Here is a 25876-nt window from a genome sequence, read left to right as displayed (position 1 = left end):
CTTCAAATGCTATTAAAATGGGCTGAAATTTAATCTTATCTACTACAGCCCCAAATTCTTTTATGCGTATTTGCGCATTGAGCTAGATCGGCTTTATGGCTTTATTTAAAGCACTTTTCTGCACCTGCGGGCGCGCAAGGCTTTTAAATACGCAGTAATACTGGAACACGCTGCCTACTTTGAGTTCAGCGCTTTGCCCTGCATGATTTGACCACGCCTGCGCGGTATTTTTCCCGGTCAGCAGGCTGCCCTGCAGCGCATAAACATAGCGGTCAAACTCTGGCGCAGGCTTGGCTTTTTCCCTTAAAACCGTATTGATAAGCGGCTGCTGTTCTGAATTTACCAGCCATTTCTCCCCCAGCCAAAGCTGCAGCAGGTCGCCCAAATACAGCTGTTCCTTAGCGGCTGGCCAAATCTGCACATAGGCGTGTTCTACAGGCGTAAAATAGCGTTCAGGATGCGCAAGGATTGCGAGATACTGTTCTTTATAGTATTCAAGATTGGAAAAAATATCGGAAATAGTCAGCGCATTCATTCGCTTTCTCCTGTTTAGCCATTTAGTGCTGGCAAGTTGGTTTAAATCCACACTGTTCAAGCTTTCACTCAAACACTCAGTTGTTGAATTCAGACTAGCAAGTGAATTTCCGCTTTGCAACAGCTTCAAGCCATATTTTAAAAATCCGGATGCTTTTGTTTAAATAAAAAGCAGACAGCTGAAAAATGATGGAAACATGACAGTTTTTGCTTGACCCTCTGCCAAATGTCCTTATAATCGCACTCAGATTCTCCAATAGCTCAGTCGGTAGAGCGACGGACTGTTAATCCGCAGGTCCCTGGTTCGAGCCCAGGTTGGAGAGCCAAAATTCTGAAAAGCCCATGCATTGCGACATGGGCTTTTTATTGCCTTAAATTCATGCCGCGCCGGATTCAGCCCTGTCCTGCACCGCAGACCGCCCGCATTGATTCTTGGCGCAATGCTGTTTATTTTACAAAAATTACAAAAATGCAAGAAAACAAGATGAACCTGCCTTGGCTGAAAACCGCAATTTTCTGGAGCATTGTCATCGGCATTATTTTTGCCGTTTTCCAGTACACGCAAAAATCTGAAAACAAACAGTCCGCCGCCGTGCTGATGCATGAACGGCTGTACCAGTGCGCGCGCGATTTGCCGCCCAGCCAAAAAGCGCTGCTGCGCAGCATTCAGCAGCGGGCGCACGCCCAGCTGACGCAAGCGGAAATCATGCAATTGCTTAAAGAATGCAAAAACGCCAGCCCGGCGCAAAGCAAGGAATTTTACCTCAAGCGCTTAAAATCCTTAGACTAAACTGCATTTTGATTATTTTTGGCGCACTTAAGCGGTTATTTTGAGTTTTTTCAGCTTTCGTCCTTGACCTGGCGCGCTTTGATGCCTAAAATCCGCTTCAGATTCTCCCATAGCTCAGTCGGTAGAGCGACGGACTGTTAATCCGCAGGTCCCTGGTTCGAGCCCAGGTGGGAGAGCCAAAATTCTAAAAAAGCCCATGCATTGCGACATGGGCTTTTTTCTTATGGCCAGCTTTTGCAGTGTTCAATTTAACTCAAACTATTTTTTTCGTTATCGGCTGCCTGGCCAGTTTCGCATTATTCTGCCTGCTGTTTCCTCATCTGTTCCTGCGCAAGCAGAAATACTTCCCCAAGCGCGTCATTACGCCATTTGAAAGCAAAATGTACGCCCGCCTGATCAGCGCTTTTCCGCAGCATCATGTCTTGGCCCAAGTGGCGTTCAGCGCCCTCATTACCAGCCAAAACTATAAAGTCCGCAATCAGTTCAACCGCAAAGTGACCGACTTTGTCCTGCTGGATAAAAACTGCAATGTGGTGGCGGTGATTGAGCTGGATGATCCTTCGCATATCGGCAAGGAGCAGGAAGACGCCGCCCGCGACGCCATGCTGCAGGAAGCCGGCTACCGCGTGCTGCGCTATACCAGCATTCCCAGCACGGCTGCGCTGCAGAAAGACATTCTCTAGCGCCAGCGCTCCGGCCAGACTGAACACAGCGCAATAAAAAAGCCAATGCAGGGCGCATTGACTTAAGTTCACGGCTTTATTTTGATGCGCCGCCAGCTTGGGCAGCGCTGGCTTCAGAGGCCGTGCCGGTCTGCTCCTGCTCTGCCTGCAATTTTTCAGCAGCCTCACGCGCCTGAATCTTCTTCAGCATCTCCGCTTTCTGCTGCGCATATTTCTGCTGATTTTTCGCATCGCTGTTCACCGCCAGCATGGCCATGCTGACCAGAAAAACAGGAATCAGCAAACCCAGAGCCATCAAGATAATGATCTTTTTCTTGCTTGGCTTGGTTTCGCTTGGCTGAGGCTGTGACATATTAATTTACCCGCTGAAGGACTGGATCAAGATTTTCGAGGCTCAATATAGCAAATTAGCTCAAAGGCTCAAGCAAAATAGCGCAGGCTTTGCAGATATGCGCCCAAGATGCAGAAAGCCCTATGAATCCTCAGCTTTAAATAATCCAGCCCAGTTCCGCAGGCGCGTGCTGGAAAAACCTCTGAGCAGTTAAGGCTTCTTGCAATAAATGCCTTAACTTTTTTTGAGCTATGACTGCCTGCAAATGGTTTAAGCATTCAACCCGAATGCTTTTCCTCACAGAAAAAACTTCAGGCTAAGCCATAATTTATACCCATGCTGCGCAAAATATGCCGATAAAAATCATCAGGCCGACCCAGCGGTTATGCCGGAATGCCCAAAAGCAGCGCTGCGGGTCGCGGCCGCGGGTTTTCGTCCACTGATAGACAAAGTCAGCCGCCGCAGCCAGCAAGGCAATCAGGCCAAAAGGCATCAGCAAACCCTGCAGATGCAGCGCAGCTCCAATCAGCAAAATGCTGGCCGCCTGCAGCAAGGAAATAATTTCAATATCGTATTTGCCAAACAGAATAGCTGTGGATTTCACGCCAATCTTTAAATCATATTCGCGGTCGGTAATGGCATATTGCGTGTCATACGCCACAGTCCATGCCAGATTGCCGAAATACAGCAGCCAGCAGCTTAAATCCAAAGGCTTGCCCATTGCGGTAAAGGACATCGGTATTCCCCAAGAGAAAGCCATGCCGAGAACCACTTGAGGCAAATGCGTATAGCGTTTCATAAAGGGGTAAATGAACGCTAAAAACAAGGCGCCAAATGCGCAGTAAAAAGTCGCAATCGGCAAAAACAGCAGCATGCATGCGCTGGCAAGCACCAGGCCCAAAAACACATAAACGGCTTCTTTGCCACTGATAACACCCGTCGCCAGCGGGCGGTTTTTGGTGCGCTCCACATGCGCATCAACCTTGCGGTCAGCAAAATCATTAATGGCGCAGCCGGCAGCCCGCATAAATACTGTACCGAGGATCATCGGCAGTAAAATGCCGATTGGCGGACTGCCTTCCGCAGCAATCCACAAAGCCCACATCGTTGGCCAAAAAACCAGTTCCGTGCCGATCGGCTTATCAAAACGGCATAGGTAATAATACGCTTCAAAGCGCTCACGCCAAGTAATCTGATGCGCAGCTGTCATGACTGTCCTCACCCCGCTGAATTTTGCTTTTGCAAAAACTGTTCAAAATCTGCTAAAAATGTTTCCTGCACAATAAATTTGCAGCCGTGCCAAGTATAACAGCTCTGCCGCGTCCAGCCATCTTCCAGCCGGATGACACGGCGCTCGCAGGCGGGACGCGTGCGCTGAAACAGAAAGCGGCCTATCGGCTTTTTGCCGATATGCTTAAACAGGCGCGCGCGGCGCTGCAGGCTTAAAATGGGAAATATGCTTTTAGCCCTGACCCAAGGCTGGGCTTCACAGCCGTATAAATAGCTTTCACGCACCCACGAGGTATGCTGAGGCGGCATGCGCATCCATTTTGCATCGGAAAAAGTTAAACGCTGAAAATGCTCTTTCACCGGCTGAACGCTGAATTCGCCATCTGCCAAACCTGTAAGCTGCTGAGTCAGTGAACCTGACGCATACAGCCATGTTTTCAGTTCAGCTGGAATATGCTGCATGACTTTACCTGTGCTGTTGATCTGCATTGCTCCATGGAGCTTTTCATTCATGAATAATTCAACTGATTCAGTTCAATAATCAGTCTTTAACAATTATCAGTTTTTGCAATAATTTCGAATTCCCCCTGCGGGGTTTTAACTAAAATAAAGCCTTCAGCGCTCAGATAAAAACTTTGCGGATAGTCATATGCCAGCGCCAACTCTGGGCTTTTCAATGCGACAAAATCCGCCTGCTTATAGCCTTCCGCTGTCCGGCCGACTTCCAGATAAGTCACCATTGAAAAATTCAGCTTGAAACCCTTGTCATGGTCTTTAGGGTCGATCCATGGATAGAAACTGGTATGCTTCTTACGCTGCGCCATATCGCTCATCTATTTTTTAAAGATAAACAGATGATACAAAAAAACCCGCGGCAAGCGCGGGTTTTTTTACAGTGCGGTTCTCGAAAGAATTACAGGCTGTAGTACATGTCGAATTCAACCGGGTGAGTTGTCGTATTCAGACGGCGAACTTCCTCTGTTTTCAATTCGATATAAGCGTCAAGCATGTCTTTAGAGAACACGCCGCCTTTCAGCAGGTAGTCATGATCCGCTTCAAGAGCTTCAAGCGCCATGTCCAGGCTGTGCGCAACTGTTGGGATCTTCGCTTCTTCTTCAGGAGGAAGGTCATACAGGTTTTTGTCAGCAGCTTCGCCCGGGTGGATCTTGTTTTGAATGCCGTCAATACCGGCCATCAGCAATGCAGCGAAACCTAAGTACGGGTTCATCATTGGATCCGGGAAACGCGCTTCAATACGCTTGCCTTTAGGGCTGGAAACGTAAGGAATGCGGATAGACGCAGAACGGTTGCGCGCTGAGTAAGCCAGCATGATCGGCGCTTCGAAGTGCGGCACTAAACGCTTGTACGAGTTTGTAGAAGGGTTAGTAATCGCATTCAAAGAACGGGCATGCTTGATCACGCCGCCAATGAAGTACAATGCCATTTCAGAAAGGCCAGCATATTCATCGCCTGCAAACAGGTTCTTGCCGTCTTTGGAGATCGACATATGAACGTGCATGCCTGAACCGTTGTCGCCGACCATTGGCTTAGGCATAAAGGTTGCAGTTTTCGCATACTGGTGCGCAACGTTCCAAACTGCATATTTGAACTGCTGCACTTCGTCCGCTTTGCGAACCATGGTGTTGAAGCTTACGCCGATTTCCAGCTGGCAAGATGCAACTTCATGGTGATGCACTTCTACGCGGCCTGGGCCCATGATGTCTTCAATGCGTGCGCACATATCCGCACGCATGTCCTGTGAAGAATCTACAGGCGGCACTGGGAAGTAACCGCCTTTAACGCGCGGACGGTGGCCAGAGTTGCCGGCTTCGTAATCTTTGCCGGTAGACCAGGCAGCTTCTTCAGCAATCAATGTATGGCGCGCGCCAGACATGTCGATGTCCCATTTCACTTCGTCAAATACAAAGAATTCTGGTTCTGGACCAAAGAATGCTGTATCACCGATGCCTGTAGACTTTAAGTATTCTTCCGCACGGCGAGCGATTGAACGCGGGTCACGGTCATAGCCTTGGCCAGTCGATGGCTCAATTACGTCACAAGTTACAACAACTGTAGGCTCAGCGAAGAACGGGTCAAGGAAACCTGTTGCTGCGTCTGGGCGTAAAATCATGTCAGACGCTTCGATGCCTTTCCAGCCGGCAATTGAAGAGCCGTCAAACATTTTGCCGTCTTCAAAAGTATCTTCATCGATGGTATCTGCAGGGTAAGTTACGTGCTGCTCTTTGCCCTTAGTGTCAGTAAAGCGGAAATCGACCCATTTTGCGCCACTTTCTTGGATGAGTTGTAGGACCTTGTTCGCCATGCTCATTTTGCTCCGATGATTTTTTGTTGCACTCGACAGTGCGTGTTAGTCGTTGGCCGTTATAAAGCAATTAGCGTACCAACTTTTAAAAGCAAAGATAAAATATTGAATTCATTATCAGAATTAAAGATTACAGCGCTTTGCTTTGCGCTCATTATACTGTGTGTCAAAGCAAATGCACTATATTCAAACACTCTCCTTTACTTTTGTTTTAAAAGCGCAAAATAGTGTTCCAGTTTGGTGCATGCGCCGCTAAAAACAAGGATTCTGCTCAGCTTTCAGGAATTCCTGCCGGTTTCGTCTGAAAACTTGGAAAATTAAGGCTGTTTTTTATATTTTTACGTATTTTTAATCACTTAATTAAACCTTAAAAGCATTTCTCCAGCAGATGCGCCGGCACTTTCCGGCATTCAAATGCGGTGTTTTTAACCGCTTGCTGGGCTGCTGATTGCGCTTTAAAAAATACGCCACATTTTCTGCATGTTTTTCATGCAAAAAGCGCTATTTTAAAAAATGCACCATTTAGGTGAACAGCGGAAATAATTGCGCCTTAAACAGGCAAAAGACCAAGCGCGCTGACCGCTTGGCGGAGGCAGCCTGAAGTAAATTTAAAAATCCTTGATTCTAGACGAGCAGAATAGATATGTTAGTCTAGAACCATAACAAAATTGATGATTTAAGGAAATTAATTGAAATTATGCTAAAGAAACAAGAGGGAAAATAAAATGGAGCTAGTTGCCGGGGCGAACACAATCATACCAACATCACCCATAAACATTGAAATCCAATTTTTCGGGGTTGAGGCTTCTGAACTCGACTTTAGCGCATACTCGCTAGCAGAGAATGCTAAAGTCCGTGGTGATGACGATATGATTTTCTACGGCCAACTGCACAATAAAGCCCAAACAATTCAACTAACCCAGGCAATAGCAAGTGTTTCTTTTCAAATCAATCTCGCAGAAATCAGCCCTCAAATCAATAAAATTGCAATTTGTGCAACCTTAGCAGATGAGCGTAAAAATTTCTCATCCGTCAACCACCTCAATATCAGGATTAAAAATCCAGATACTATCGCAACAAGTAAAATTTCAGGGCAAAACCGTTCAGAGGTTGCTTTAATTATTGGTGAATTTTACAGATATGGGCAAAATTGGAAATTTAGATTAATTTCTCAGGGTTTCAATGGCGGGCTAAAATCTCTTGCTGAGTACTTTGGAGTTGATATTGCGGACGATCAGCCACCTCATCAAGAATCACCGCCAATCAACATACCGCCAATAACCAGCAATGCAGCACCAAACATTACAAATGCATTAAAGGATCTCCTTTTATCCCCCATGAAATTGATTGAAAAACGCAAAAAACAGAAAGAGTTTCAATTGCAATTAAATCAATACCTATTAAACGGCAAATTAACACACCAAGAAATGCAGCAACTGGATGAGTTTTGCATCAAACACGAGTTAGACAAACAGCAATTATTCAAGCAATCAAGCCAGCCGATTCATAACTTTTTGCATTTCACCTTAGCTAATATTATTGCTGATCATATTGTTAGCAAGGATGAAGAAGAGCTCATAAATGATTTGTGTGATTATTTCAAACCAGATCAAAATGTTATTTCAGAAATTAAAACTACAATACAAAGAGTTAACAATATTGCAAAAATTAAAAAAGGTGATGTTCATCCAATTCAAACCGATGAAATTGTTACCAAGAATTCAGAATTAATTTACCTGCATCAAAGAAATGTTCTATTCACCGTACGGCGTAAAAACTCAAACAAGTCTGAACGTTATTGGGGTGACCTTTTTATCACAAGTGAACGGATTATTTACAAATCTGATAAGCCAAAGAACATCCTAATATCCAATATTATCTCCTACGAGAGCAATAAGAATTATATTTTCATTACATCAAAAACAGCCAACAATTCAGGCGAGTTCGATGTCGGCAAAGATGCTGATCTAGTAGAGGCGTATATTGAGCAATCAGTAAAACGCTTTCACCGTCAAATTGATTTGCGTCAATCCACAAACAACACCAGGCACATAACGCAAGAGATCCGCAATACGGTTTGGCAGCGCTGCAATGGAAGATGTGTGGAATGCAGCTCTACTTCATATCTAGAATTTGATCATATTATCCCCTTTTCAAAAGGCGGTTCAAATTCTGAAAATAATATTCAACTGCTATGCAGAGCTTGCAACTTAAGTAAAAGTGACAGAATTTAAAAGCATCCTTGGGTGGAGCGAACCCACACTTTATGATCGGATCAAAAAAGGTGAAATCATTTCACCCAGCAAGGACAGCCCGAGAAGTTATTATTTAAATAGCTATGTGAATGAAGTTGTCACAAGACAAGCTAAAACTGATAAAATAGCCGCTTGAATAAGTGGCTTTTTCATGCCCTTTTCAACAGCACTTTATGCAATGTGAGCAATATGGTGAGTAATAAATTACACACATATATGAATCACATTTAATTTCAAAGGATTATGCTCGAAATGCTTCTGATGATTGATAATTACGACAGCTTTACTTATAACATCGTCCAATATTTTGGCGAGTTAAATCAAGAAGTTAAAGTCGTTCGCAATGATGCCGTCACACTGGAGGATATTGAGCGATGGCAACCCAAGTATCTGGTCATTGGCCCCGGCCCGTGCTCTCCGTCCGAAGCAGGCATTTCCATTCCTGCTATTCAGCATTTCGCAGGCAAGATTCCCTTGCTTGGCGTGTGCTTAGGCCACCAAGCGATTGGCCAGGCCTTCGGCGGCAGCATTATCCGCGCTAAGAAAGTCATGCATGGCCGCTTATCGGACATGCATCACAGCGACAAGGGCATTTTCAGCGGCCTGCCTTCCCCATTTTCCGCAACGCGCTATCATTCCCTAGTGATTGATCAGGCAACCTTGCCGGAATGCCTGGAAGTCACCTGCTGGACCAATGAACAGGACGGTTCCATGGAAGAAATCATGGGTGTGAAGCATAAGACATTGCCGGTTGAAGGCGTGCAGTTCCATCCTGAATCAATTTTGAGCCAGCACGGCCACAAAATCTTCCAGAACTTTTTAGAAATTTACGCATAATGGGCGCAGCGAAGACTATGAATATTCAGCAAGCTTTAAGCAATATTACCAAACAGATTCACCTGACCCAGCCGCAGATGGAAGAAGTCATGCGCGCCATCATGAACGGCGAAGCCACCGATGCGCAGATTGGCGCACTGATGATGGGCCTGCGCCTGAAAGGCGAAAGCATTGATGAAATTACCGCAGCTGCCCGCGTCATGCGCGAGTTCGCAGTTAAAATTGATGTCAGCGACCTGCCGCATTTGGTGGATATTGTCGGCACAGGCGGCGACGGGCAAAACTTATTCAACGTATCGACGGCTTCATCGTTCGTGATTGCCGCCGCCGGCGCGACCATTGCCAAGCATGGCGGGCGCGGCGTGTCATCCAAATCCGGCTCTTCCGACCTGCTGGAGCAGGCCGGCATTCATCTGGACTTAAGCATGCAGCAGACTGAACGCTGCATCCGTGAAATGGGCGTCGGCTTCCTGTTTGCGCCAAACCATCATAAAGCCATGAAGTATGCAGCCGGCCCGCGCAAGGAATTAGGCTTCCGCAGCATCTTCAATTTACTCGGCCCGCTTACGAATCCGGCCGGCGTAAAGCGCTTTGTGATTGGGGTATTTTCCACTGAACTGTGCCGCCCTATGGCGGAAGTGCTGAAACAGCTGGGTGCTGAGCACGTTATGGTGGTGCATTCCAAAGACGGCCTGGATGAAATCAGCCTCGCCTCTGCAACTTATGTCGCTGAACTGAAAGACGGCGAAATCAGCGAATGGGAAATTCTGCCTGAGGCTGTGGATATTGAATCGCAGACTTTGACCGGCCTATCGGTCGCCAGCGCTGCTGAAAGCCTGGCGCTGATCAAGGATGCCTTGGGCAAGAAAAAATCTGACAAAGGCGAAAAAGCGGCCGCCATGATTGCCTTGAATGCCGGCGCCGGCATTTATGTTGCAGGCTTAACCAAGACCTACAAGCAGGGCGTTGCCCTTGCGCATGACATTATTTACGGCGGCCAGGCGCTGGAAAAAATGAGCGTGCTGTCAGAATTCACTAAAACTTTAAAGCAGTACCCGGCTTAAGCGGTCAAGGAAAAGATTATGGTTGATATCGCAAACACCATTTTAGGCAAAATTGTTGACCGCAAGCAGGAAGAATTCGCCGCCCGCTTAAAGCAGCGCAGCTATAAAGATCTGGAAGAACTGGCGCAGGCGGCCACGCCGGTGCGCGGTTTTGCCCAGTCCCTGCAAGGCAAGCGCCCAGGCGTGATTGCTGAAATTAAGAAAGCCTCGCCGTCTAAGGGCGTGATCCGCGAAAATTTCAACCCGGCAGAAATTGCGCAGCAATATGAAGATGCGGGCGCGGCCTGCCTGTCAGTGCTGACCGATGCGGACTTTTTTCAGGGCGCAGATGAAAACATTCAGATTGCGCGCGCGCACTGCGCGCTGCCTGCCCTGCGCAAGGATTTCCTGATTGACCCTTACGGCGTGATTGAAGCGCGCGCTTTACATGCGGACTGCATTCTGCTGATTGCGGCCTGCCTGTCAGACCAGCAGCTGGAAGAAATGTCTAAAACCGCTTTTGAATATCAGCTGGATGTGCTGGTTGAAGTGCATGATGAAGCGGAGCTGGAACGCGCATTAAGGCTGTCTGAGCGCTGCCTGCTGGGCGTCAACAACCGCAATCTGAAAACCTTTGCTGTGGATTTGAACACTTCATTGCGCTTGAAAAAGCTGCTCGATCCGGCGCGCCTGCTGATCACTGAAAGCGGCATTGCCACGCCTGCCGATGTCGCCATGATGCAGAAGCATGACATTCACGCTTTCCTTGTCGGTGAAAGCTTCATGAAGCAGCCGCGTCCTGATCATGCGTTTACTGAATTATTCGGCACGCCAAAAGCGGTTTAAAATTCAATTAAGTTCAGGGCGATGCGTTGCCCTGAACTTTAATTTATGCACAGCTGAATGAATGCAGAAACAGCCAGCATTTCCCCTTCACCGATTCCTCCCATCAATTCCATTCAGAACGATGTGAATCCAATTCAGTTCAAATCGAAGCCATTTCGGACTATAATTTACCTGAATTTTGCATCTTCCCCTGTTTTTTCCATTATGAGCAAACACGATTCTTCGCTGTCTAAAGACCAGTACAATTTACTGAAAGGCTTTAAAAAGCAAATCAGCACGCCAAGCCCGAAAGCAGAGCCTGTTGCGCCCGCAGAAAAAACGCCGGAACAGGAACAGCAGGAAGATTTAGATTTCTTCCGCAAGCAGATGCAGGGCGTGCAAAAAATGAATGCCGGCAATATTGCGAAAGTTGAAAAAAAAATTAAGAAAAAGCCCGATGCGCAAACCTTGGCAAAGCGCGCCTCAGCCGTTGGCCCGATGGAAACCGATGACGCCCTGCTGTCTGATACGCAGGCCATGCTCAATCCGGTCGCCAGCCAAGCCGTATTAAGCTACCGCATTGCCACGCTGCAGCACCGTGTATTTGAAGACCTCAAAGCCGGCAATCTGCGCTGGTTTGAAGCGGTTGACCTGCATGGCTGCACGGTTGAAGATGCCCGCAGCGCCGTGCTGCAGATTGTTCAAATGGCTAAAGATGAGAATCAGAACGTCATTAAAATTGTGCATGGCAAAGGCCCGCAGGCCATTTTAAAAACCCATGTCAACAGCTGGCTGCGCCAGCACCGCGATGTGCTGGCTTTTGTCAGCGCGCCTGAAACTCAGGGCGGTACTGGCGCGGTTCTGGTGCTGCTGAAACGCGCAGAAAAAAACCCGAAGTTCAAACAGTAATCGGATTTACCCCCCAAAAGCAGGCATTGCAATGGTTTTCTGCTACAATACCGCCCTTGTTCAATATCAGTGTAAGTGAACACGTTTTATGACTATGCAGCAATCCTACGCAAACATTCTTACTGCCGTTGGTGAAGACCTGAATCGCCCGGGTCTTAAAGATACGCCTATGCGTGCTGCTAAAGCTTTTTCGTATTTGACGTCTGGTTATAGCAAAACTCTGGAAGAAGTGACCAATAATGCGGTCTTCCCTTCCGACAACCGCGAAATGGTGCTCGTTAAAAATATCGAGTTCTATTCACTGTGCGAGCATCATTTATTGCCGTTTTACGGCCGCGTGCATATTGCCTACCTGCCTGAAGGCAATGTATTGGGCTTATCCAAATTTGCCCGCATTACCGAAATGTTCGCGCGCCGCCTGCAGATTCAGGAAAACCTGACCCAGCAGATTGCTGAAGCGGTCGCGGAAGTGACTGGCGCGCGCGGCGTTGCAGTCGTCATTGATTCAGCGCATATGTGCATGATGATGCGCGGCGTCGGCAAGCAGGAATCCACCACCCGCACCGTTTCTTTTGTCGGCGATTTCAAAACCAATAAAGAAGAGCGCCGCGAATTCCTGAGCGCAGTGCCTGAAAGCTACTGATAACGCTGCTTATTTAAACGCGCACTGAACATTTCAACTTAATCTGAGTGATTCAGTGCGCATATCAAGCCTCAGCTAAAGTTGGGGCTTTTTTATTTAAGGATTGCGGATACACTGCATTTTTTCTTTTTTATCTATTTTTGATTGATAAGGCAGCATCAATGTCAGCAATATGGTTAGCGGGTCAAGGCCAGGCCCAAAGCGAATGCGCAGTAGATTTCCCCCGCCCAGACCGCTTAGTCCAAGGCAACCCTGAGCGCCATACCTACAGCCTGTATGAACACCCGCACATGGCCTGCGGCATTTGGCACTGTGAAGCCGGCGCATGGAATATTGCATTTTCCGGCAATAAGCAAGAATTCTTCAATGTGATAGAAGGCCTTGTGCGCCTGCACGACAAGCATTCAGGCATCGTTATTGAAGTTGGCGCAGGCGATGCCGGCATTATTCCGCCCGGATTTGAAGGGATTTTTGAAGTGCTTCAAGCTGTAAAAAAATATTATGTGATTGTCGAGGTTTAAGCCGGACTGCGCATAAGCAGCAGATGATGCTGTACTGCAAATGACAGCGGCGCAATTCAAGTTTTTTAATGGAATACTGATCAGGAAAATGGCATAGCCCGGCGTCCAAATCGCCTCAAATAAAAATAGCGCAATTGCGCCATTTTCAGGGCCGCCGCGTTACCGCGCTAAATACACATTATTGCGCCCATTGTTCTTGGCGGCATACAGCGCAGCGTCAGCTGCGTCCAGAAAGCGCTGGTAATCCGGATGGCCATCATACAGCGCGCAGCCGATGCTGACTGTAAAGTTGAAGCTGCTGCCGAGCGCAGTGCGGATGGTTGTTTCCTGCACCCGCTGGCGGATCTTCTCTGCAATTTCCTGCGCGCGGGACAAATCACTGTCAACCAGCAGCAGCAGGAACTCCTCCCCGCCAATTCTGAAAGCATAATCACTGCCCCTGACGCACTCCAGCAGGACTTCACCAATGAACTGCAGCGCCAAATCACCGGCCGCATGGCCATGCTTATCATTAATGCGCTTAAAGTAGTCGGCATCGATGGCCAGCAAAGACAGCGGCGCCCTGTTTTTGCGGGAAAAATTAATTTCACGCGAAACAATCGTATCCAGATAGCGCCGGTTCAGCAGCTGCGTCAGCGCGTCATTGCCGGAGTCGATGTATTCCGCCACCTGGAACAGCTGATCAATCAAATGCTGAATTTCACGGTTTTTTCCGCGCACGTTCTGAATCAGCTGAATGGTGCGCTCTTTTTCTTCACATTCTAAAACCGCCTGATTCAGCTGATCTACTGCATAAATGCGCGCGACAATTTCATCCACCTGCTCGGAACCGGTAAAGGCATAGGCCGCCTTATGAATGAACCAGAGGCCAAACTCCGATTTGGACAATGCCGGATGGGTAAATTTTTGCTGGTCGGAAAAGACCTTGAACATCAGTTCATTTTCCCAGTCCAGCAGGGAACCGCGCTGCTTGTCTTTTTGCACCGCCACATCCTGCATGGCGGAAAACAGACGGTAGGTGTGCTTGATGTCATTGCTTTTTTCGACATTGACCTCATAGGAGCGGCACATAATTTCAGAGCAGAAGCCCAGCACCTGAAAAATATAGCAGGTCATGGAAAAAGCGCGGCTTTCCGGCTGCATGGCCTCAGACTGCAGGCTAAAGACTTTCTTTTCAATTTCCCTGACGCCGCGCATGATCAGCCAGGACGGAATGCCGATGCGCGCATGAACTTTGCCTACCGTCTGCTGCTTTTCCGTGAGTTCTGCAAAGTTCTGCTGGAACGGCACATTAAAGGATTCAATCAGCCACTGGTTCAGCGTCTTGGTTAAGCGGTTCTGCACGATATCGTCGGACAAAAAATATGAAGCCTCTTTTTCCAGCATCATATTTTTGTAAAATTCAATGACCAGCGCTTCAGAATGCGCCTGAATAAATTGAAAAGTATCGTTTAAAATACCTGCTGGATAGTCACTGCAAATCGCTTCCCATTGTTTCGCAAGCACGTCAACGCTTTCAGTATTCATACACTCAGTTCCAGCAGCCAGAGAAAATGTGCAAACAAAAAAGTTTACTAATACAGCAAATTATACATAATCCCGCTGATGTGACCTAGTTAAAGCTTTAGCGGCAGAGCTTGATTATTCATTTCCGCTTAAAGGTTTTATTTCCTTCCGGCCCCGCCGCCGAATAAGGCCATTTCACGGCGCTCCGCTGCAGTGCCCGGATTTTAATAAACTCCGGCAGCGATGCAGGCCCGGAACTCCCGCCTGCATGCTGAATGCTTTGAATTCTGATGCTTTTGAACGCCTGCAGAAAGGCCCAAGCATTCAGCGCTTTCCGTTTAGAAAAAACGGATATATCCCAAACTGGCTTTATCCCAATTCAGGCCATTCTGCTGCTGATATTCCCAGCCGAGGCGCAATGCATTCTGCGCATCCAGCGCGTACTGAACTTGCGCGCCCAGCTTTAAATTCCACTGCGCTGCGTCAGGCCAATAAGGCAGTTCAGCCTGCACCAAGGTATTCATCTTATCCGTCCATACATTCTGGCATCCGGCTGCCGGCCCAGCTCCTGCCCTCCAGCCTTGCTCCAAAGCCTTGCCGCCCTGTATTTGAGTTTGCATTTGCGCATAGCACAAATGGGTGCGGTCTGAATTGGCCCAGCTGTAGCCGGCCTGCATTTTTAAACTGGCCACGCCATGCTGATCCTGCGCAGTGAATTGTCCAGCTGAATCTAAAGATTCCTGCTGCCAGCCCAAATTAAAGCCCCACGTTAATGGCGTTTTAAAAGGCGTCACCGGGTTATAGGAGTTGACCGACAGGAAATCGAAATGGTTCAGCTTGAACTGCTCATTGCGGTACTGAATTGAACCGTCCAAAAACATCAGCTGCGTGCCGGTGCGGAAACCGCCTTGCGGATCCATCAAATCATGGTAGGCCTGACGGTGCCCCAGCTCAATAAATGGATCGCCCTGCACTTCACCCGCTTTGAGTGATAAATTGCGCGCATGATGCCCCTTGCTCGGGTCGGCATGCGGACGCGCTGCATCCTGACGCTGTTTTTCCAGCGGAATTTGACTGCGCAATACCAGCAGCTGGCGCAGGCGCGGCTGGGCAAAGCCGCCCTCTGCCTTGCGTGAAGTTAAACGCAGATAAAGGTCGTCATAGGCCATTTCCAGAATTTTTGCCCTGTCAGCCTCGGCATGATCAGCCAGCTGATGAGCCATCTGGGCAGGTTCTGAAAATGCCAGCTGATGGGCGGATTTTGCCAAAAGATTGCCATGCTGCTTGGCCTGAGCCAAAAGCTGGGTTTCCAAGGCTGGGCGGTAAACCGTCTTTGCCGCTAAGCCCTGCTGCGCGGCGGCCTTTATTGTTTCTATCGGAATAGATGCGGTATTGAATTGAGCCGTTAAATTCAGTTCAGGGCGGACTAAATCCAGCAGTCCAAGCAGGCGGTAAGCGCAATTGTCGCTGACAAAATAATAAGGGAAGGTGACTTGGCGCATTTCCCAAATATGCTGCACCAAAAACCGGGTTTCAGCTTCAGTTAAATTCAGCTCATATTCCCATAAATCACGGCTTTCAAAATCGCCGTATTCTTTCACCTTGCGGTAATACGGCATCAGTGAATATTCACCGGGATACTGCCCCGTTAAGCCTTTCCATGCAAAAGACCAGCTGTCGGCACTGGCAGCCGTCGCAGCATAGTTGATGGCATAAGAAACTAAATTCAGCTGCTGCTGATCCTTAGGGTCAATCCGCAGCAGTGTGTGGCCGAACATTGAGCTGGGATTGCCCATAAAGTCTGTGGCGTAAATCAGCGTGGCTTTATAAGGCTTGATTTTACCAAACCAGCTGTCCAGCTCAGGGCAGTCGGCCTGGGGCAACAGCTGCGGCGGAATCTGCAGCTGCTCAATCAGCCATTGGCTGCGCGCCGGAAAGCGGCAGCGTACAGACTGATCCGCTTCTGCAGCCTGAAATAAGGCCTGAATATTGGCGTTCAGCTCTTTTTGCAGATTCTGCCGGCCTTCAGGCGCCATAAAATAGCCGGAATAGCCAACCTCACTCTGCCCTGCAGCGCCGGCATACATCAGCCGCTGCCAAGTCACTGCGGATGCCAGCTGCAGCTGCCCTGCCTTCTGCACATAAGCCGCGCTGGACGCAGCGCTGCCATCAGCGGCAGTCAGGCTGGAAACAGCAAAGGCGCAAAATAAAGCAATTGATTTCATTTATATTTTTTTATGGCTTATCGGAATTTACAGCGAAGCGGAAACTGCGGCGGGTAAAAACAGCAAAGCCCTGCCGGAACGGCAAGGCTTTGCTGCTGCGGATTAAACGTAGGCTTTCAGCACATCATCTTGCGCCATCACGCTTTGCAGCGATGCCAGCACTTGAGCTGAGGTTGCGTTCTCAGCTGCATAGATCTCAGAGAAGCTGGCTTTGGACAATGCAAAGAAGCGCGCTTTATCTTCGGCTTTAATGTTCAGAAGCTCTGCCAGCACATTCAGGCTCTCGCCTTGGCCAACCGCCATATCGCGCGCCAAAGATTCGGCGTTTTCATTGGTGAATGTTACTGCCTGCGCAGTGACTGTCCCTGTGCCGCTGCAGCCTAAAGTGCCAAAAGTAATACCGAACAGCTGGTTAGCAAAAAGGCCATTGGTGGTTGCTGCTAAAATTTTTGGAACCTTGCCTGACTGGCCAGCCCATACTTGAGAACCAATACCGCATCCGGCGTCGCTGTCTGCAAAAGCCGCTGTGGAACCGGCGGCCAAAACTGCAGCTAAAGCTAATTTTTTTAACATCGCATTTCTCCAGGAAATCATTTCCAATGTTTTTAATCTTAGAGTTATTTAAAACTGTGCAATTTTCGCACTGCTGTAGATTAGCGCCATCCCGCAGATAACGCAAAACAAATTTAGACAAAAGGTATAAATTAAGCTATTGATTCATATTATCTTTAATAAACCAGCTGCCGTTTGCATCGCGCCGGCCGAGTATTTTCAGCACCAGAACCAGACTCAGCAGCAGCAGCAGGTACCATGAGCCTAATTTGCCCCAGCCTACCATATGCCATGCATCGACCTGGCTTGGATACAGCCAGATTTTATAGAAAGTGCTGATGTTCTCTGCAATCCAGATAATAAACGCCAGCAGCATCAGCACGGGCAGCATCGGCAATTGCAGCTGATGCAGCTGCAGCTGAAATCTGATTTTAGTTTTCCAGAAAATAGCCATGCTCCAGGCAAACAGCAGCATGCGGATATCTGAAACAAAAAATTTGCTCATGAAATTGATATAGGACAGCAGCGCCAGCGCCAGCATATTGGCAAAGCCCGGCAGCCGTTCAAAAGACACCTGATACAGGCGCAAGGAGCGCGCAAAAAAGCTGCCGACCGCGGAATACATAAAGCCGGCAAACAGCGGCACAGTCATCATTTTAAATACCGCGGGCTGCGGATACTGCCAGGAGGCAATCTGCGGATGGGTCAGAAAGACTTCCATCACCATGGCCAGAAGATGAAACAAGGCAATCACTTTGGCTTCCGCCCAGGATTCCAGCTTCAAATACAGCAGGCAGGCCTGAATGGCCAGCGCATAAAACAGCAGATAGTCATAGCGGAAAAAGCCGTAAAATTCCTGGCTGCCCATTGACGCCGTCACCACAAAGGCGATTAAAAGCAGTATCCCGAATAAGGCAGCCGAAGCTGCCTTAAATGAGAACTCAAAACATGATTTTAAAACTGAGGTCACCATTGAATCTTAAATGCCTGTGCGCCCAATCCAATTACAGATACTTGGCGCTGTATTCATGCACGGTATCAATAAACGCTGTAGGATTTGCAGGATCAACCCACTGGGTAATGCCGTGGCCCAAGTTGGCGACATAGCCGGTCTTTTCGCCATTGGCATAGGCGTCATCCAGCATCGCCTGCGTTGCTTTGGCAATGGCTTGCGGCGAACCGTACAGCGTAGCCGGGTCTAAGTTGCCCTGCAGCGCCGCGCGGCCGGCAACGGTTTGACGCGCCACATGCAGCGGGGTGGTCCAGTCCAGGCCAAAAGCGTCTGCGCCGGTCGCAATCATCGGCTCCAGCCACTGGCCGCCGCCTTTGGTGAATAGGATAACCGGCACTTTGCGGCCGTCTTTTTCGCGCTGCAGGCCTGACACAATTTTCTGCATGTAGTTCAGTGAGAATTCAATGTACTCGCGGTGCGCCAAAGCGCCGCCCCAGCTGTCAAAAATCTGCACAGCCTGCGCGCCGGCATCAATCTGCGCATTCAGGTATTCCGTCACTGCGACAGCCAATCTGTCCAATAAGGCATGCATCACTTCAGGCTGCGCATACATCATCTGCTTGCTGAAGCGGAAATCCTTGCTGGAACCGCCTTCAATCATGTAAGTCGCCAAAGTCCACGGGCTGCCGGAAAAGCCGATCAGCGGCACTTGGCCGCCAAGCGCGGAGCGGATCGCGCTGACCGCATTCATCACATAGTCCAAATCCGCTTTGGCGTTAAACGCCGGCAAATTCGCCACGTCCTGCTCTGTGCGCACGGTCTTGTGAAATTTCGGCCCTTCGCCGGCTTCAAAATACAGCCCCAGGCCCAGCGCATCCGGCACAGTTAAAATGTCAGAGAATAAAATCGCCGCGTCCAGATCGTAGCGGCGCAGCGGCTGCAGCGTCACTTCGCAGGCAAAGTCGGTATTTTTGCAGAGCGACAGAAAGTCGCCGGCCTGCGCGCGGGTTGCGCGGTATTCCGGTAAATAACGGCCCGCCTGACGCATCATCCATACAGGTGTCGCATCTACAGGCTCGCGGAGCAAAGCGCGCAGGAAACGGTCATTCTTTAAGGTCGTCATTTACTTTCCCATCTAGTTTCAACTTGGCGTTCATCATATCAAAAAGCCTTCAAATTTAATAATTTCTCTCTGCTTTAAAATTCAGCCCTGATCAAAGGCAAAAATGACATTTACACAAAACAAATACTGCATCTCCAGATTTTTTCTGCAATACTTGCTAACGTTTTTTCACACATAGTAAATGAATAATCCTTAAGGTTGAGTTACATGTTCGTTCGCACAATGCTCGCATTGAGTTTAAGTTGCATATTTGCGGGTACAGCTTTCGCCGCATCTGCGGCTGAACAGCCATTAAATCCAAAAGCCATTAAAAATGCTGCTGTTCAAGATCCGATTGATCCGCTGGCTGTAGATTCAGCATCGGCAGCTCCGGCACAAATTACAGCTCAAGAACAACAAGATTTAAATCAGGCGTCCAAAACGCTGAACGATCTGCAAAAAACTGAAGATCAAACTGCGCCTGTAGGCGCTTCGCCAACGGCGTCCACGCCGGCTGCGCCGTCATCCGCGCCTGCGGCTAAAGCCTCTTGGACTTTAGACGGCATCAACAATGCGCAGTGGTATGACAATATCGGCAAGGGCCAATTCCCTGTGTATGCGCGCGCGCATGTCATGCTGAACAATGCCCATGCTTCGCCGGGCGCAATTGACGGTTCAAGCGGCAAAAATACCCTGAAAGCGATTGCCTCTTTCCAGCAGATGAACGGCATCAAGCCGACAGGCACGCTGACTAAGGAAACTTGGGATGCCTTAGTGGCAAAGCAGGGCAGCAAACCGGCATTTATTGAATACACCATTACGCAGAAAGACCTTGACGGCCCGTATGCCAAATCCATTCCGCGCGATTACGCGCTGCAGTCCAAAATGAAAGGCCTGTATTACACCCGCGTAACTGAAATGCTGGGTGAAAAATTCCACATGGATGAAGATTTCTTAAAGAAACTGAATCCTAAGGCAACTTTCAGCAAAGCCGGCGAAAAAATTGTCGTGGCCAATATCCGCAATGAAGTGCCGGAAGACATTCATCTGATCGTGGCGCACAAAGGCGCCAAGCAGCTGTACCTGTTCAACAGCCGCAACCAGATGATCGGCTCCTTCCCTGCAACCATCGGCAGCTCTGATACGCCGTCGCCGACAGGCACCTATAAAGTGACCGGCGTAGCGCCGAACCCTTGGTACAGCTATTCGCCAAGCAACTTTGTGCAGGGCAAGAACCTGAAGCCGCTGTCTTTGCCGCCTGGCCCGAACGGCCCTGTGGGAAATATCTGGATCGGCTTAAGCAAAAGGTCATTCGGCATTCACGGCACGCCTAACCCGTCTGCAATCTCCAAGACTGCATCGCATGGCTGCATCCGCCTGACCAACTGGGATGCCAACGATTTGGGCAAAAAAGTCAAATCCGGCGTAACGGTTAAATTCTTAGAGTGATCATTGCACGCTAAGCATGCAAGGGCGCTTCCGCTTCAGGGCGGAGCGCCTTTTTAGTTTCAGCCTTAAGCTTCGGCCGGCATTTAAAAATTAGAAAAATTAACAGGCTTATCCTTATAAAAACAGCCTTTGATCACAGCACTGAACAATTCAGGTATTCTGCCCCATGCGCCCTCTATTTAAGCCTTATTGGCCATTTCTGGCAGTTGCCATGCTGCTTGGCTCATTCAACTCACTGTCGCATGCTGAACTGGAAGAAGAAATTCAGCAGGTTATTTATATTGACGCCTCATTAGGGGATGCTGATGATTCAATCTATCCGGCAAACTGGTCAGACCGTAAAAAAGTCCGCAGCAAAAACTATGACCCGCATCAGGACACTTCACAGCATTACCTCAGCAACCTGCGCCGCTTCGTCATCAATGGCAGGCAAGCCGTTGATTACTATCCGCTGTCCGAAGGCAAAAATCCTGCGCTCTTTTACAGCCTGCAGAATAATGAAGCGGATTTTGCGCTTGCGCAGTCTTACGGCTCAGCGCGCCAAGCAATCCATATTGAGCCGCAGCTGCAGCACAAATTAAAGGATCATCAGCTTTTCAGTATTCAGCCGAGCGGCAGGAACCTGATGCTGATTTTCCGCAGCCGCTATTTCCATACCCCCGCAGAGCTGAAGCGCAACAGCGCATTCAGCAAAAGTTTCGCCTCTGACTATTACCGCACCAGCTATGAGCTGATAGAGGTTACGCCAAAGGGCAAAATCCTGCACCGCGCCCAGTTTGCTGCGCCCAGCCCTGAGAACGGCTTTGGCTTTGGGCCAAAACTGGATGAAAGCACCGGCGAATATAAAGACAATGTGATTGAATACACCACCAGCACGCCCGGAGCCTATCAAACGCTCAAGCCTTATGACATCGAATACCGCTATGAATACCAGAACGGCAAACTGAAAAAGCATACCGAAAACCGCCTGCTGACGCTCAGTGAGCGGGCCGCCTTGCGGGAAAACAAAGGCAGCATCAATGTGGAAAATATGCAAGATGAGTACGATGCTTCGCGGAAAAACAGCCCGCCTGAATCCAGCAGCTGCCTGGATGATTACTGGGTCTTTCACGATAAAGCCGCGCCCAAAGGCATCCGCTGGGGCAATGACTGGATGCAGAAGCAGCCGGCGCTGCATCAGGCATTTTTAACCGCCTATGAAAGCGGCAAATCTTATGCATGGGCGGATTTCAGGCAGCGTTTCTGCGATTTAAAATAGATGCAGCAAATGCCGTAAAGCATCTCAGATATGCAACACTGCATTGCCTTTTTTCTGTTTTTGCTGCGGGTCTAAAACACTAAAATGGCCTTAAGTTAAAATTATTACAGGAACAGCGCCATGAATGCTTATCTGCACCGCAGCGGTGAACGCGGCCATGTGAAAATGGGCTGGCTGGAATCAAAGCACAGTTTTTCCTTCGGCAGCTGGCACAACCCTAAATATATGGGCGTCAGCGCGCTGCGGGTGATTAATGATGACCTGATCGCCGCCCATAACGGCTTTGGCATGCATCCGCATGACAATATGGAGATTTTAACCTGCGTGCTGGACGGCACCATTTCGCACCGCGACAGCATGGGCAATGAGCGCCATATTTCCGCCGGCGAATGGCAGCTGATGAGCGCCGGCACCGGGGTGCAGCACAGTGAAATCAATAATGGCGATATTCCGGTGCATATGCTGCAAATCTGGATTCATCCCAATGAGCGCAATGCAGCCCCAAAATACCAGCAGATTAAATGCGACCCGCGCGAACAGCCGAACCAGTGGCATGTAATTGCAGGCCCCAATGCGGATGCGCTGATGCACATCCGCCAGCAGGCCGAAGTGAAGTCGGCGCTGCTTGAAAAGGCGCAGACGCTGGATGTGGCAGCGTCGCAGCGGATCAATTACCTGCATGTCATTTCCGGCGCAATTCAGGTGGCGGAACATACGGTAAATGCCGGCGATGCGATTGCCTTTACTGAATCAGCAAAAATTGCAGCGCTTGAAGATGCTCAAGTGATCTGGTTTGACTTGCCTGAAGCGAAAAATTAAGGCCAAGCGGCGAGCAGCCCTAGCGCATTTGCTAAGGCTGGGATGGCTGGTTCAGGCCCCGCTTCCCTTTCCAGATTTTCAGGAAGTCCAAGCCGGAAGACAGGTAATACTGATCAGTTAAGCGTAATTTCATTATGACTGATTAATAAATCTCCCCTAACCCTGAGCCATATATAGCGCAAGGAAAAAGAGGGGAACACCCTTGAATTCAATACCGTATTGAGTTCCGAAATACTCCCTCCTTTGAAAAAGGTGAGCAGCACTGCTGCGCAAGGGGAGGATTAAAAATGCTTAATTGACTGGCATTACAGCCGGAAGACCGGGGCTTTTTTACAGCTTAACCGCTTCAAGCTGCTTAACGCACCGCAACCTTAGGATTTGAATTGCCCCACATGGTATACACATCCGCAAGCAGCGCGCCGTTGTAATCTTCCAAATCGCTTTGCTTGACCTGCTCAGCCCCCTGCCGGCCAAAAAGCACCACTTCATCATTGGCGCGGATATCCGGAAAATCCGTGACATCCACCATGGTGGTATTCATTGAGGTGCGCCCGACCACAGGCACTTTATGGCCGCGGATCAGCACATAGGCCTTGTTGCTGAAGGCGCGCCGGTAGCCGTCTGAATAGCCAAGCGGCAAGTTCGCCAATAAGGAATCGCGCTTGAGGGTATACGTCTGATCATAGCCGACGGTTGTGCCCTTTAAATAGGCATTCACCGTTGCCACCTGAGTTTTAAAGCTCATCAGCTTTTGATATTCGGTGCGGTCAGGAATGCTGTCGCCGTAAATTACACCGCCGGCGCGCACCATATCCAAATGCGATTCAGGCACCGTCAATGTCGCAAATGAATTGGCGGTATGCAGGATCAGCGCTTCACGCTTCAGCTTGGCTTTTTTAATCAGCCAGCCCGTTTGCTGATTAAACACAGCCAAGCGCTCCCGCACATATTTTTCATCTTCCACCGCATAGTGGGTCATGATGCCCGCCAGCTGAAGATTCGGCAATTTCACCATGCTGAGGGCCTGCTGCTGGCCTGCTTTACTGTTCAGTTCCAAACCGTTGCGGTCCATGCCGCCGGCATTCAATCCAAGATGATAGGCCAGGCTCAGCCCCTGCTGCTTCGCCCATTGGGACATGCGCTGCGCCTGTTCATAGTTGCCGAACAGCTCCTCAATTTTTAAGGAGGCCGCATTTTGAATTTCCAGATCGGTGGCTGCCCGCAGCCTTAAAATTCTGCCCTGATAGCCGGATTGGCGCACCGCCGCGGCTTCCGCATTGCTGGTGATGCCCACACAAGGCACCTTCAGCTTCAGAATGCTGGGCATCAGAATTTCTATGCCATGGCCGTAGGCATCGGCTTTCATCACCGCGCAAATTTGGCTTTTATCCTGCAGCTGTTTTTGCAGGGTTTGAATGTTCTGTTCAAAGGCCTGCACATTAATTTCAACCCATGCATTGGCCTGCGGCGCCGCCGCTTGCACAGCTGAAAGATGCGGGGTTAATAATGGGGCAGCAAAACTGCTGTTTGCGTTAAGCAGGCCTGTTCCCAGCAGGCAGGCCAATAGTGCGGTTTTTTTCAAAGTGAAGCGCTCCTTGCGGCGATAATAAAAAAGGGGGTTTCCCCCCTCTGCTAAGTTTTAGTTGTTTTCTTGAATTTCATCAGGTTCTATGCGTCTGCCATGGGTCAGAATCCATGCGCGCTCTGAATATCTTTTAGTTTTATAGTAGTAGGCAATACCCAGGCCAATAAACCAGACTGGAGAGAAGGCCAAGGAAATCATGGTGTCATGATCAAGCGCCAAAATTGCGACCACAAAGATCAGGAATAGCAAGGTGAACCACGCCATAAATACGCCGCCCGGCATTTTATAGGCAGACTGCTGATGCAGCTCAGGGGCTTTTTTGCGGTATGCCAGATAAGACAGAATAATCATGGCAAAGGTAAAAATACATAAAATGGACGTAAAGGCTGAGATGATAGTAAATGCAGTCATCACATCCGGCACAATAAACAGAATAGACGTTCCTGCAACCACGCAGAACATTGAGAACAGCAGGCTGATGACCGGCACTTTGCTTTTTGACAGCTTGCCAAAGCTCTTAGGCGCATCTTTTTCAACCGCTAAGCCGAACAGCATGCGGCTGGTGGCGAAAACGCCGCTGTTTGCCGAAGACATGGCGGAAGTCGCCACAACAAAGTTGACAATGCTGGCTGCGGCAGGCAGGCCGATCAGCGTAAACATTTCAACAAATGGGCTCTTGTCTGGAGAAATATGCGACCATGAAGTGACCGCGATAATGCACACCAATGCGCCGATATAGAACAATAAAATGCGCAATGGAATCGAGTTGATCGCGCGCGGTAAAGCAGTATGCGGATCTTTGGTTTCGGCTGCAGTTGTGCCGACCAGCTCAATGCCGACAAAGGCGAACACCGCAATCTGGAAGCCGGCCAGGAAGCCCGTCAAGCCGTAAGGGAACAGCGATTCTTTCTCCACCACGTGCGCCAAAGAAGCTTTCACGCCGTCCGGAGAAACAAAGCCGATGGTAATTAAATACACACCAACCAGCAGGAACATGATAATCGCGATGATCTTGATCAGGGCAAACCAGAATTCAACTTCGCCAAACAGCTTAACCGCAACAAAATTCAGCAGGGTTAAAATGGCGATTGAACTGAAAGCCGGTATCCATGCGGGCAGATCGGGATACCAGAATTGGGCATAGCCCCCGATCACGATCACATCGGCAATTGCGGTGACAATCCAGCTCAGCCAGTAGGACCAGCCTAAGAAAAATCCCGCCCAAGGCCCTAAATACGCCGTCGCGAAGTCAGCAAAGGACTTATAGTTGGTATTGGAAAGCAGCAGCTCTCCCATCGCGCGCATGACGAAGAAGAAGAAAAAGCCAATAATTAAATAGGTCAAAATAATGGAAGTGCCCGACACCGCCAGTGTCTTGCCTGAACCCATAAATAGACCCGTGCCGATGGCGCCGCCAATGGCAATCATCTGGATATGCCGGTTGGTCAGCGACCGCTCTAATTTTTCTTCTTCAACCGACTCATAATGATGCCCGCCCAGCAAA

The 25876-nt window shown here is 49.1% G+C and carries 25 protein-coding genes and 2 tRNA genes; 14 read left to right on the top strand and 13 right to left on the bottom strand.

What is annotated here, in order from left to right; genetic code table 11:
* Positions 1-82: 82 nt before the first annotated feature.
* On the bottom strand, positions 83-535 hold the full coding sequence (locus RSA72_RS05720; RefSeq protein ID WP_332622427.1) for a hypothetical protein: 453 nt from the start codon (positions 533-535) through the stop codon (positions 83-85).
* Between the two features lie 249 nt (positions 536-784).
* Here RSA72_RS05720 and RSA72_RS05715 point away from each other — a divergent pair.
* From RSA72_RS05715 to RSA72_RS05700, 4 genes are all read left to right on the top strand, one after another.
* Positions 785-860 (top strand) — tRNA-Asn (locus RSA72_RS05715).
* Between the two features lie 158 nt (positions 861-1018).
* The gene (locus RSA72_RS05710) at positions 1019-1324 is read left to right on the top strand and encodes a hypothetical protein (protein ID WP_332632858.1); all 306 of its coding nucleotides are present in this window, start codon (positions 1019-1021) and stop codon (positions 1322-1324) included.
* 103 nt (positions 1325-1427) lie between these two features.
* Positions 1428-1503, top strand: a tRNA-Asn gene (locus RSA72_RS05705).
* Positions 1504-1563: 60 nt separating this feature from the next.
* Positions 1564-2007 (top strand): DUF2726 domain-containing protein, encoded by a 444-nt coding sequence (locus RSA72_RS05700; protein WP_332622429.1) that lies wholly within the window; start codon positions 1564-1566, stop codon positions 2005-2007.
* Positions 2008-2083: 76 nt separating this feature from the next.
* Here the strand turns inward: RSA72_RS05700 and RSA72_RS05695 are convergent, their stop codons facing one another.
* The 5 genes from RSA72_RS05695 to glnA form a co-directional block, all read right to left on the bottom strand.
* On the bottom strand, positions 2084-2359 hold the full coding sequence (locus tag RSA72_RS05695) for a hypothetical protein (protein WP_332622431.1): 276 nt from the start codon (positions 2357-2359) through the stop codon (positions 2084-2086).
* 307 nt (positions 2360-2666) lie between these two features.
* On the bottom strand, positions 2667-3548 hold the full coding sequence (gene ubiA, locus RSA72_RS05690; RefSeq protein ID WP_332622432.1) for a 4-hydroxybenzoate octaprenyltransferase: 882 nt from the start codon (positions 3546-3548) through the stop codon (positions 2667-2669).
* A gap of 8 nt (positions 3549-3556) precedes the next feature.
* Entirely contained in the window at positions 3557-4057 is a 501-nt protein-coding gene (locus tag RSA72_RS05685; protein WP_332622443.1) for a chorismate--pyruvate lyase family protein, read from the bottom strand.
* 59 nt (positions 4058-4116) lie between these two features.
* Positions 4117-4392 carry a hypothetical protein gene (locus RSA72_RS05680; RefSeq protein WP_332622433.1) on the bottom strand — a complete coding sequence of 92 codons (276 nt, stop codon included), beginning with the start codon at positions 4390-4392 and terminating at the stop codon, positions 4117-4119.
* A gap of 89 nt (positions 4393-4481) precedes the next feature.
* On the bottom strand, positions 4482-5897 hold the full coding sequence (gene glnA / locus RSA72_RS05675) for a type I glutamate--ammonia ligase (RefSeq protein WP_171404881.1): 1416 nt from the start codon (positions 5895-5897) through the stop codon (positions 4482-4484).
* 719 nt (positions 5898-6616) lie between these two features.
* On the opposite strand from glnA, the gene RSA72_RS05670 reads away from it, so the two are divergent.
* The 7 genes from RSA72_RS05670 to RSA72_RS05640 all read left to right on the top strand — a co-directional run bounded on the left by RSA72_RS05670 (position 6617) and on the right by RSA72_RS05640 (position 12924).
* Positions 6617-8125 (top strand): TerD family protein, encoded by a 1509-nt coding sequence (locus RSA72_RS05670; protein WP_332622435.1) that lies wholly within the window; start codon positions 6617-6619, stop codon positions 8123-8125.
* Positions 8126-8398: 273 nt separating this feature from the next.
* Positions 8399-8983, top strand: a complete 585-nt coding sequence (locus RSA72_RS05665) for an anthranilate synthase component II (RefSeq protein WP_068911190.1) — start codon at positions 8399-8401, stop codon at positions 8981-8983.
* Positions 8984-9000: 17 nt separating this feature from the next.
* The gene (gene trpD / locus RSA72_RS05660; protein WP_332622437.1) at positions 9001-10047 is read left to right on the top strand and encodes an anthranilate phosphoribosyltransferase; all 1047 of its coding nucleotides are present in this window, start codon (positions 9001-9003) and stop codon (positions 10045-10047) included.
* Between the two features lie 18 nt (positions 10048-10065).
* Positions 10066-10872 (top strand): indole-3-glycerol phosphate synthase TrpC, encoded by an 807-nt coding sequence (gene trpC / locus RSA72_RS05655; RefSeq protein ID WP_332622438.1) that lies wholly within the window; start codon positions 10066-10068, stop codon positions 10870-10872.
* Between the two features lie 204 nt (positions 10873-11076).
* On the top strand, positions 11077-11760 hold the full coding sequence (locus RSA72_RS05650) for a Smr/MutS family protein (RefSeq protein ID WP_332622439.1): 684 nt from the start codon (positions 11077-11079) through the stop codon (positions 11758-11760).
* A 94-nt stretch (positions 11761-11854) separates the two neighbouring features.
* Entirely contained in the window at positions 11855-12403 is a 549-nt protein-coding gene (folE, locus tag RSA72_RS05645; RefSeq protein ID WP_332622446.1) for a GTP cyclohydrolase I FolE, read from the top strand.
* 161 nt (positions 12404-12564) lie between these two features.
* Positions 12565-12924 (top strand): cupin domain-containing protein, encoded by a 360-nt coding sequence (locus tag RSA72_RS05640; RefSeq protein ID WP_332622441.1) that lies wholly within the window; start codon positions 12565-12567, stop codon positions 12922-12924.
* Positions 12925-13083: 159 nt separating this feature from the next.
* Here RSA72_RS05640 and RSA72_RS05635 read toward each other — a convergent pair whose 3' ends face one another.
* The 5 genes from RSA72_RS05635 to hemE all read right to left on the bottom strand — a co-directional run bounded on the left by RSA72_RS05635 (position 13084) and on the right by hemE (position 19282).
* Positions 13084-14451, bottom strand: a complete 1368-nt coding sequence (locus RSA72_RS05635; RefSeq protein WP_332622442.1) for a diguanylate cyclase — start codon at positions 14449-14451, stop codon at positions 13084-13086.
* Positions 14452-14768: 317 nt separating this feature from the next.
* Positions 14769-16655 (bottom strand): Lnb N-terminal periplasmic domain-containing protein, encoded by a 1887-nt coding sequence (locus tag RSA72_RS05630; RefSeq protein WP_332632856.1) that lies wholly within the window; start codon positions 16653-16655, stop codon positions 14769-14771.
* A 102-nt stretch (positions 16656-16757) separates the two neighbouring features.
* Positions 16758-17228 (bottom strand): DUF3015 family protein, encoded by a 471-nt coding sequence (locus tag RSA72_RS05625; RefSeq protein ID WP_332623788.1) that lies wholly within the window; start codon positions 17226-17228, stop codon positions 16758-16760.
* 136 nt (positions 17229-17364) lie between these two features.
* Positions 17365-18180 carry a DUF817 family protein gene (locus RSA72_RS05620; protein WP_332623789.1) on the bottom strand — a complete coding sequence of 272 codons (816 nt, stop codon included), beginning with the start codon at positions 18178-18180 and terminating at the stop codon, positions 17365-17367.
* A gap of 31 nt (positions 18181-18211) precedes the next feature.
* Positions 18212-19282 carry a uroporphyrinogen decarboxylase gene (hemE, locus tag RSA72_RS05615; protein WP_332623790.1) on the bottom strand — a complete coding sequence of 357 codons (1071 nt, stop codon included), beginning with the start codon at positions 19280-19282 and terminating at the stop codon, positions 18212-18214.
* 207 nt (positions 19283-19489) lie between these two features.
* Between hemE and RSA72_RS05610 the strand changes: the two genes are divergently transcribed.
* The 3 genes from RSA72_RS05610 (at position 19490) to RSA72_RS05600 (ending at position 22787) form a co-directional block, all read left to right on the top strand.
* The gene (locus tag RSA72_RS05610; protein ID WP_332623792.1) at positions 19490-20710 is read left to right on the top strand and encodes a L,D-transpeptidase family protein; all 1221 of its coding nucleotides are present in this window, start codon (positions 19490-19492) and stop codon (positions 20708-20710) included.
* A gap of 211 nt (positions 20711-20921) precedes the next feature.
* Complete coding sequence (locus tag RSA72_RS05605) at positions 20922-21968, top strand: hypothetical protein (protein ID WP_332623794.1); 1047 nt, start codon at positions 20922-20924, stop codon at positions 21966-21968.
* A gap of 120 nt (positions 21969-22088) precedes the next feature.
* Entirely contained in the window at positions 22089-22787 is a 699-nt protein-coding gene (locus tag RSA72_RS05600) for a pirin family protein (protein WP_332623795.1), read from the top strand.
* A gap of 355 nt (positions 22788-23142) precedes the next feature.
* Here RSA72_RS05600 and alr read toward each other — a convergent pair whose 3' ends face one another.
* Together alr and RSA72_RS05590 are read right to left on the bottom strand one after the other, a co-directional pair.
* Entirely contained in the window at positions 23143-24351 is a 1209-nt protein-coding gene (alr, locus tag RSA72_RS05595; protein ID WP_443098285.1) for an alanine racemase, read from the bottom strand.
* Positions 24352-24426: 75 nt separating this feature from the next.
* Positions 24427-25875, bottom strand: coding sequence for an amino acid permease (locus RSA72_RS05590; RefSeq protein ID WP_332632854.1), 1449 nt, complete (start codon positions 25873-25875; stop codon positions 24427-24429).
* Position 25876: the final 1 nt, after the last annotated feature.

Source organism: Acinetobacter sp. (assembly GCF_036659555.1).
Lineage (GTDB): Bacteria > Pseudomonadota > Gammaproteobacteria > Pseudomonadales > Moraxellaceae > Acinetobacter.
This window is presented reverse-complemented; position numbering and strand designations above follow the sequence as displayed.

What these genes read in the sequence shown, in the direction of transcription:
- RSA72_RS05600 (WP_332623795.1), top strand. Translation starts at nt 22,089, where the DNA reads ATGAATGCTTATCTGCACCGCAGCGGTGAACGCGGCCATGTGAAAATG.
- folE (WP_332622446.1), top strand. Translation starts at nt 11,855, where the DNA reads ATGCAGCAATCCTACGCAAACATTCTTACTGCCGTTGGTGAAGACCTG.
- RSA72_RS05670 (WP_332622435.1), top strand. Translation starts at nt 6,617, where the DNA reads ATGGAGCTAGTTGCCGGGGCGAACACAATCATACCAACATCACCCATA.
- RSA72_RS05610 (WP_332623792.1), top strand. Translation starts at nt 19,490, where the DNA reads ATGTTCGTTCGCACAATGCTCGCATTGAGTTTAAGTTGCATATTTGCG.
- RSA72_RS05680 (WP_332622433.1), bottom strand. Translation starts at nt 4,392, where the DNA reads ATGGCGCAGCGTAAGAAGCATACCAGTTTCTATCCATGGATCGACCCT.
- RSA72_RS05710 (WP_332632858.1), top strand. Translation starts at nt 1,019, where the DNA reads ATGAACCTGCCTTGGCTGAAAACCGCAATTTTCTGGAGCATTGTCATC.
- trpD (WP_332622437.1), top strand. Translation starts at nt 9,001, where the DNA reads ATGAATATTCAGCAAGCTTTAAGCAATATTACCAAACAGATTCACCTG.
- RSA72_RS05630 (WP_332632856.1), bottom strand. Translation starts at nt 16,655, where the DNA reads ATGAAATCAATTGCTTTATTTTGCGCCTTTGCTGTTTCCAGCCTGACT.
- RSA72_RS05685 (WP_332622443.1), bottom strand. Translation starts at nt 4,057, where the DNA reads ATGCAGATCAACAGCACAGGTAAAGTCATGCAGCATATTCCAGCTGAA.
- trpC (WP_332622438.1), top strand. Translation starts at nt 10,066, where the DNA reads ATGGTTGATATCGCAAACACCATTTTAGGCAAAATTGTTGACCGCAAG.
- RSA72_RS05635 (WP_332622442.1), bottom strand. Translation starts at nt 14,451, where the DNA reads ATGAATACTGAAAGCGTTGACGTGCTTGCGAAACAATGGGAAGCGATT.
- ubiA (WP_332622432.1), bottom strand. Translation starts at nt 3,548, where the DNA reads ATGACAGCTGCGCATCAGATTACTTGGCGTGAGCGCTTTGAAGCGTAT.
- glnA (WP_171404881.1), bottom strand. Translation starts at nt 5,897, where the DNA reads ATGAGCATGGCGAACAAGGTCCTACAACTCATCCAAGAAAGTGGCGCA.
- RSA72_RS05650 (WP_332622439.1), top strand. Translation starts at nt 11,077, where the DNA reads ATGAGCAAACACGATTCTTCGCTGTCTAAAGACCAGTACAATTTACTG.
- RSA72_RS05625 (WP_332623788.1), bottom strand. Translation starts at nt 17,228, where the DNA reads ATGTTAAAAAAATTAGCTTTAGCTGCAGTTTTGGCCGCCGGTTCCACA.
- RSA72_RS05605 (WP_332623794.1), top strand. Translation starts at nt 20,922, where the DNA reads ATGCTGCTTGGCTCATTCAACTCACTGTCGCATGCTGAACTGGAAGAA.
- RSA72_RS05720 (WP_332622427.1), bottom strand. Translation starts at nt 535, where the DNA reads ATGAATGCGCTGACTATTTCCGATATTTTTTCCAATCTTGAATACTAT.
- hemE (WP_332623790.1), bottom strand. Translation starts at nt 19,282, where the DNA reads ATGACGACCTTAAAGAATGACCGTTTCCTGCGCGCTTTGCTCCGCGAG.
- RSA72_RS05620 (WP_332623789.1), bottom strand. Translation starts at nt 18,180, where the DNA reads ATGGTGACCTCAGTTTTAAAATCATGTTTTGAGTTCTCATTTAAGGCA.
- RSA72_RS05665 (WP_068911190.1), top strand. Translation starts at nt 8,399, where the DNA reads ATGCTTCTGATGATTGATAATTACGACAGCTTTACTTATAACATCGTC.
- RSA72_RS05640 (WP_332622441.1), top strand. Translation starts at nt 12,565, where the DNA reads ATGTCAGCAATATGGTTAGCGGGTCAAGGCCAGGCCCAAAGCGAATGC.
- RSA72_RS05695 (WP_332622431.1), bottom strand. Translation starts at nt 2,359, where the DNA reads ATGTCACAGCCTCAGCCAAGCGAAACCAAGCCAAGCAAGAAAAAGATC.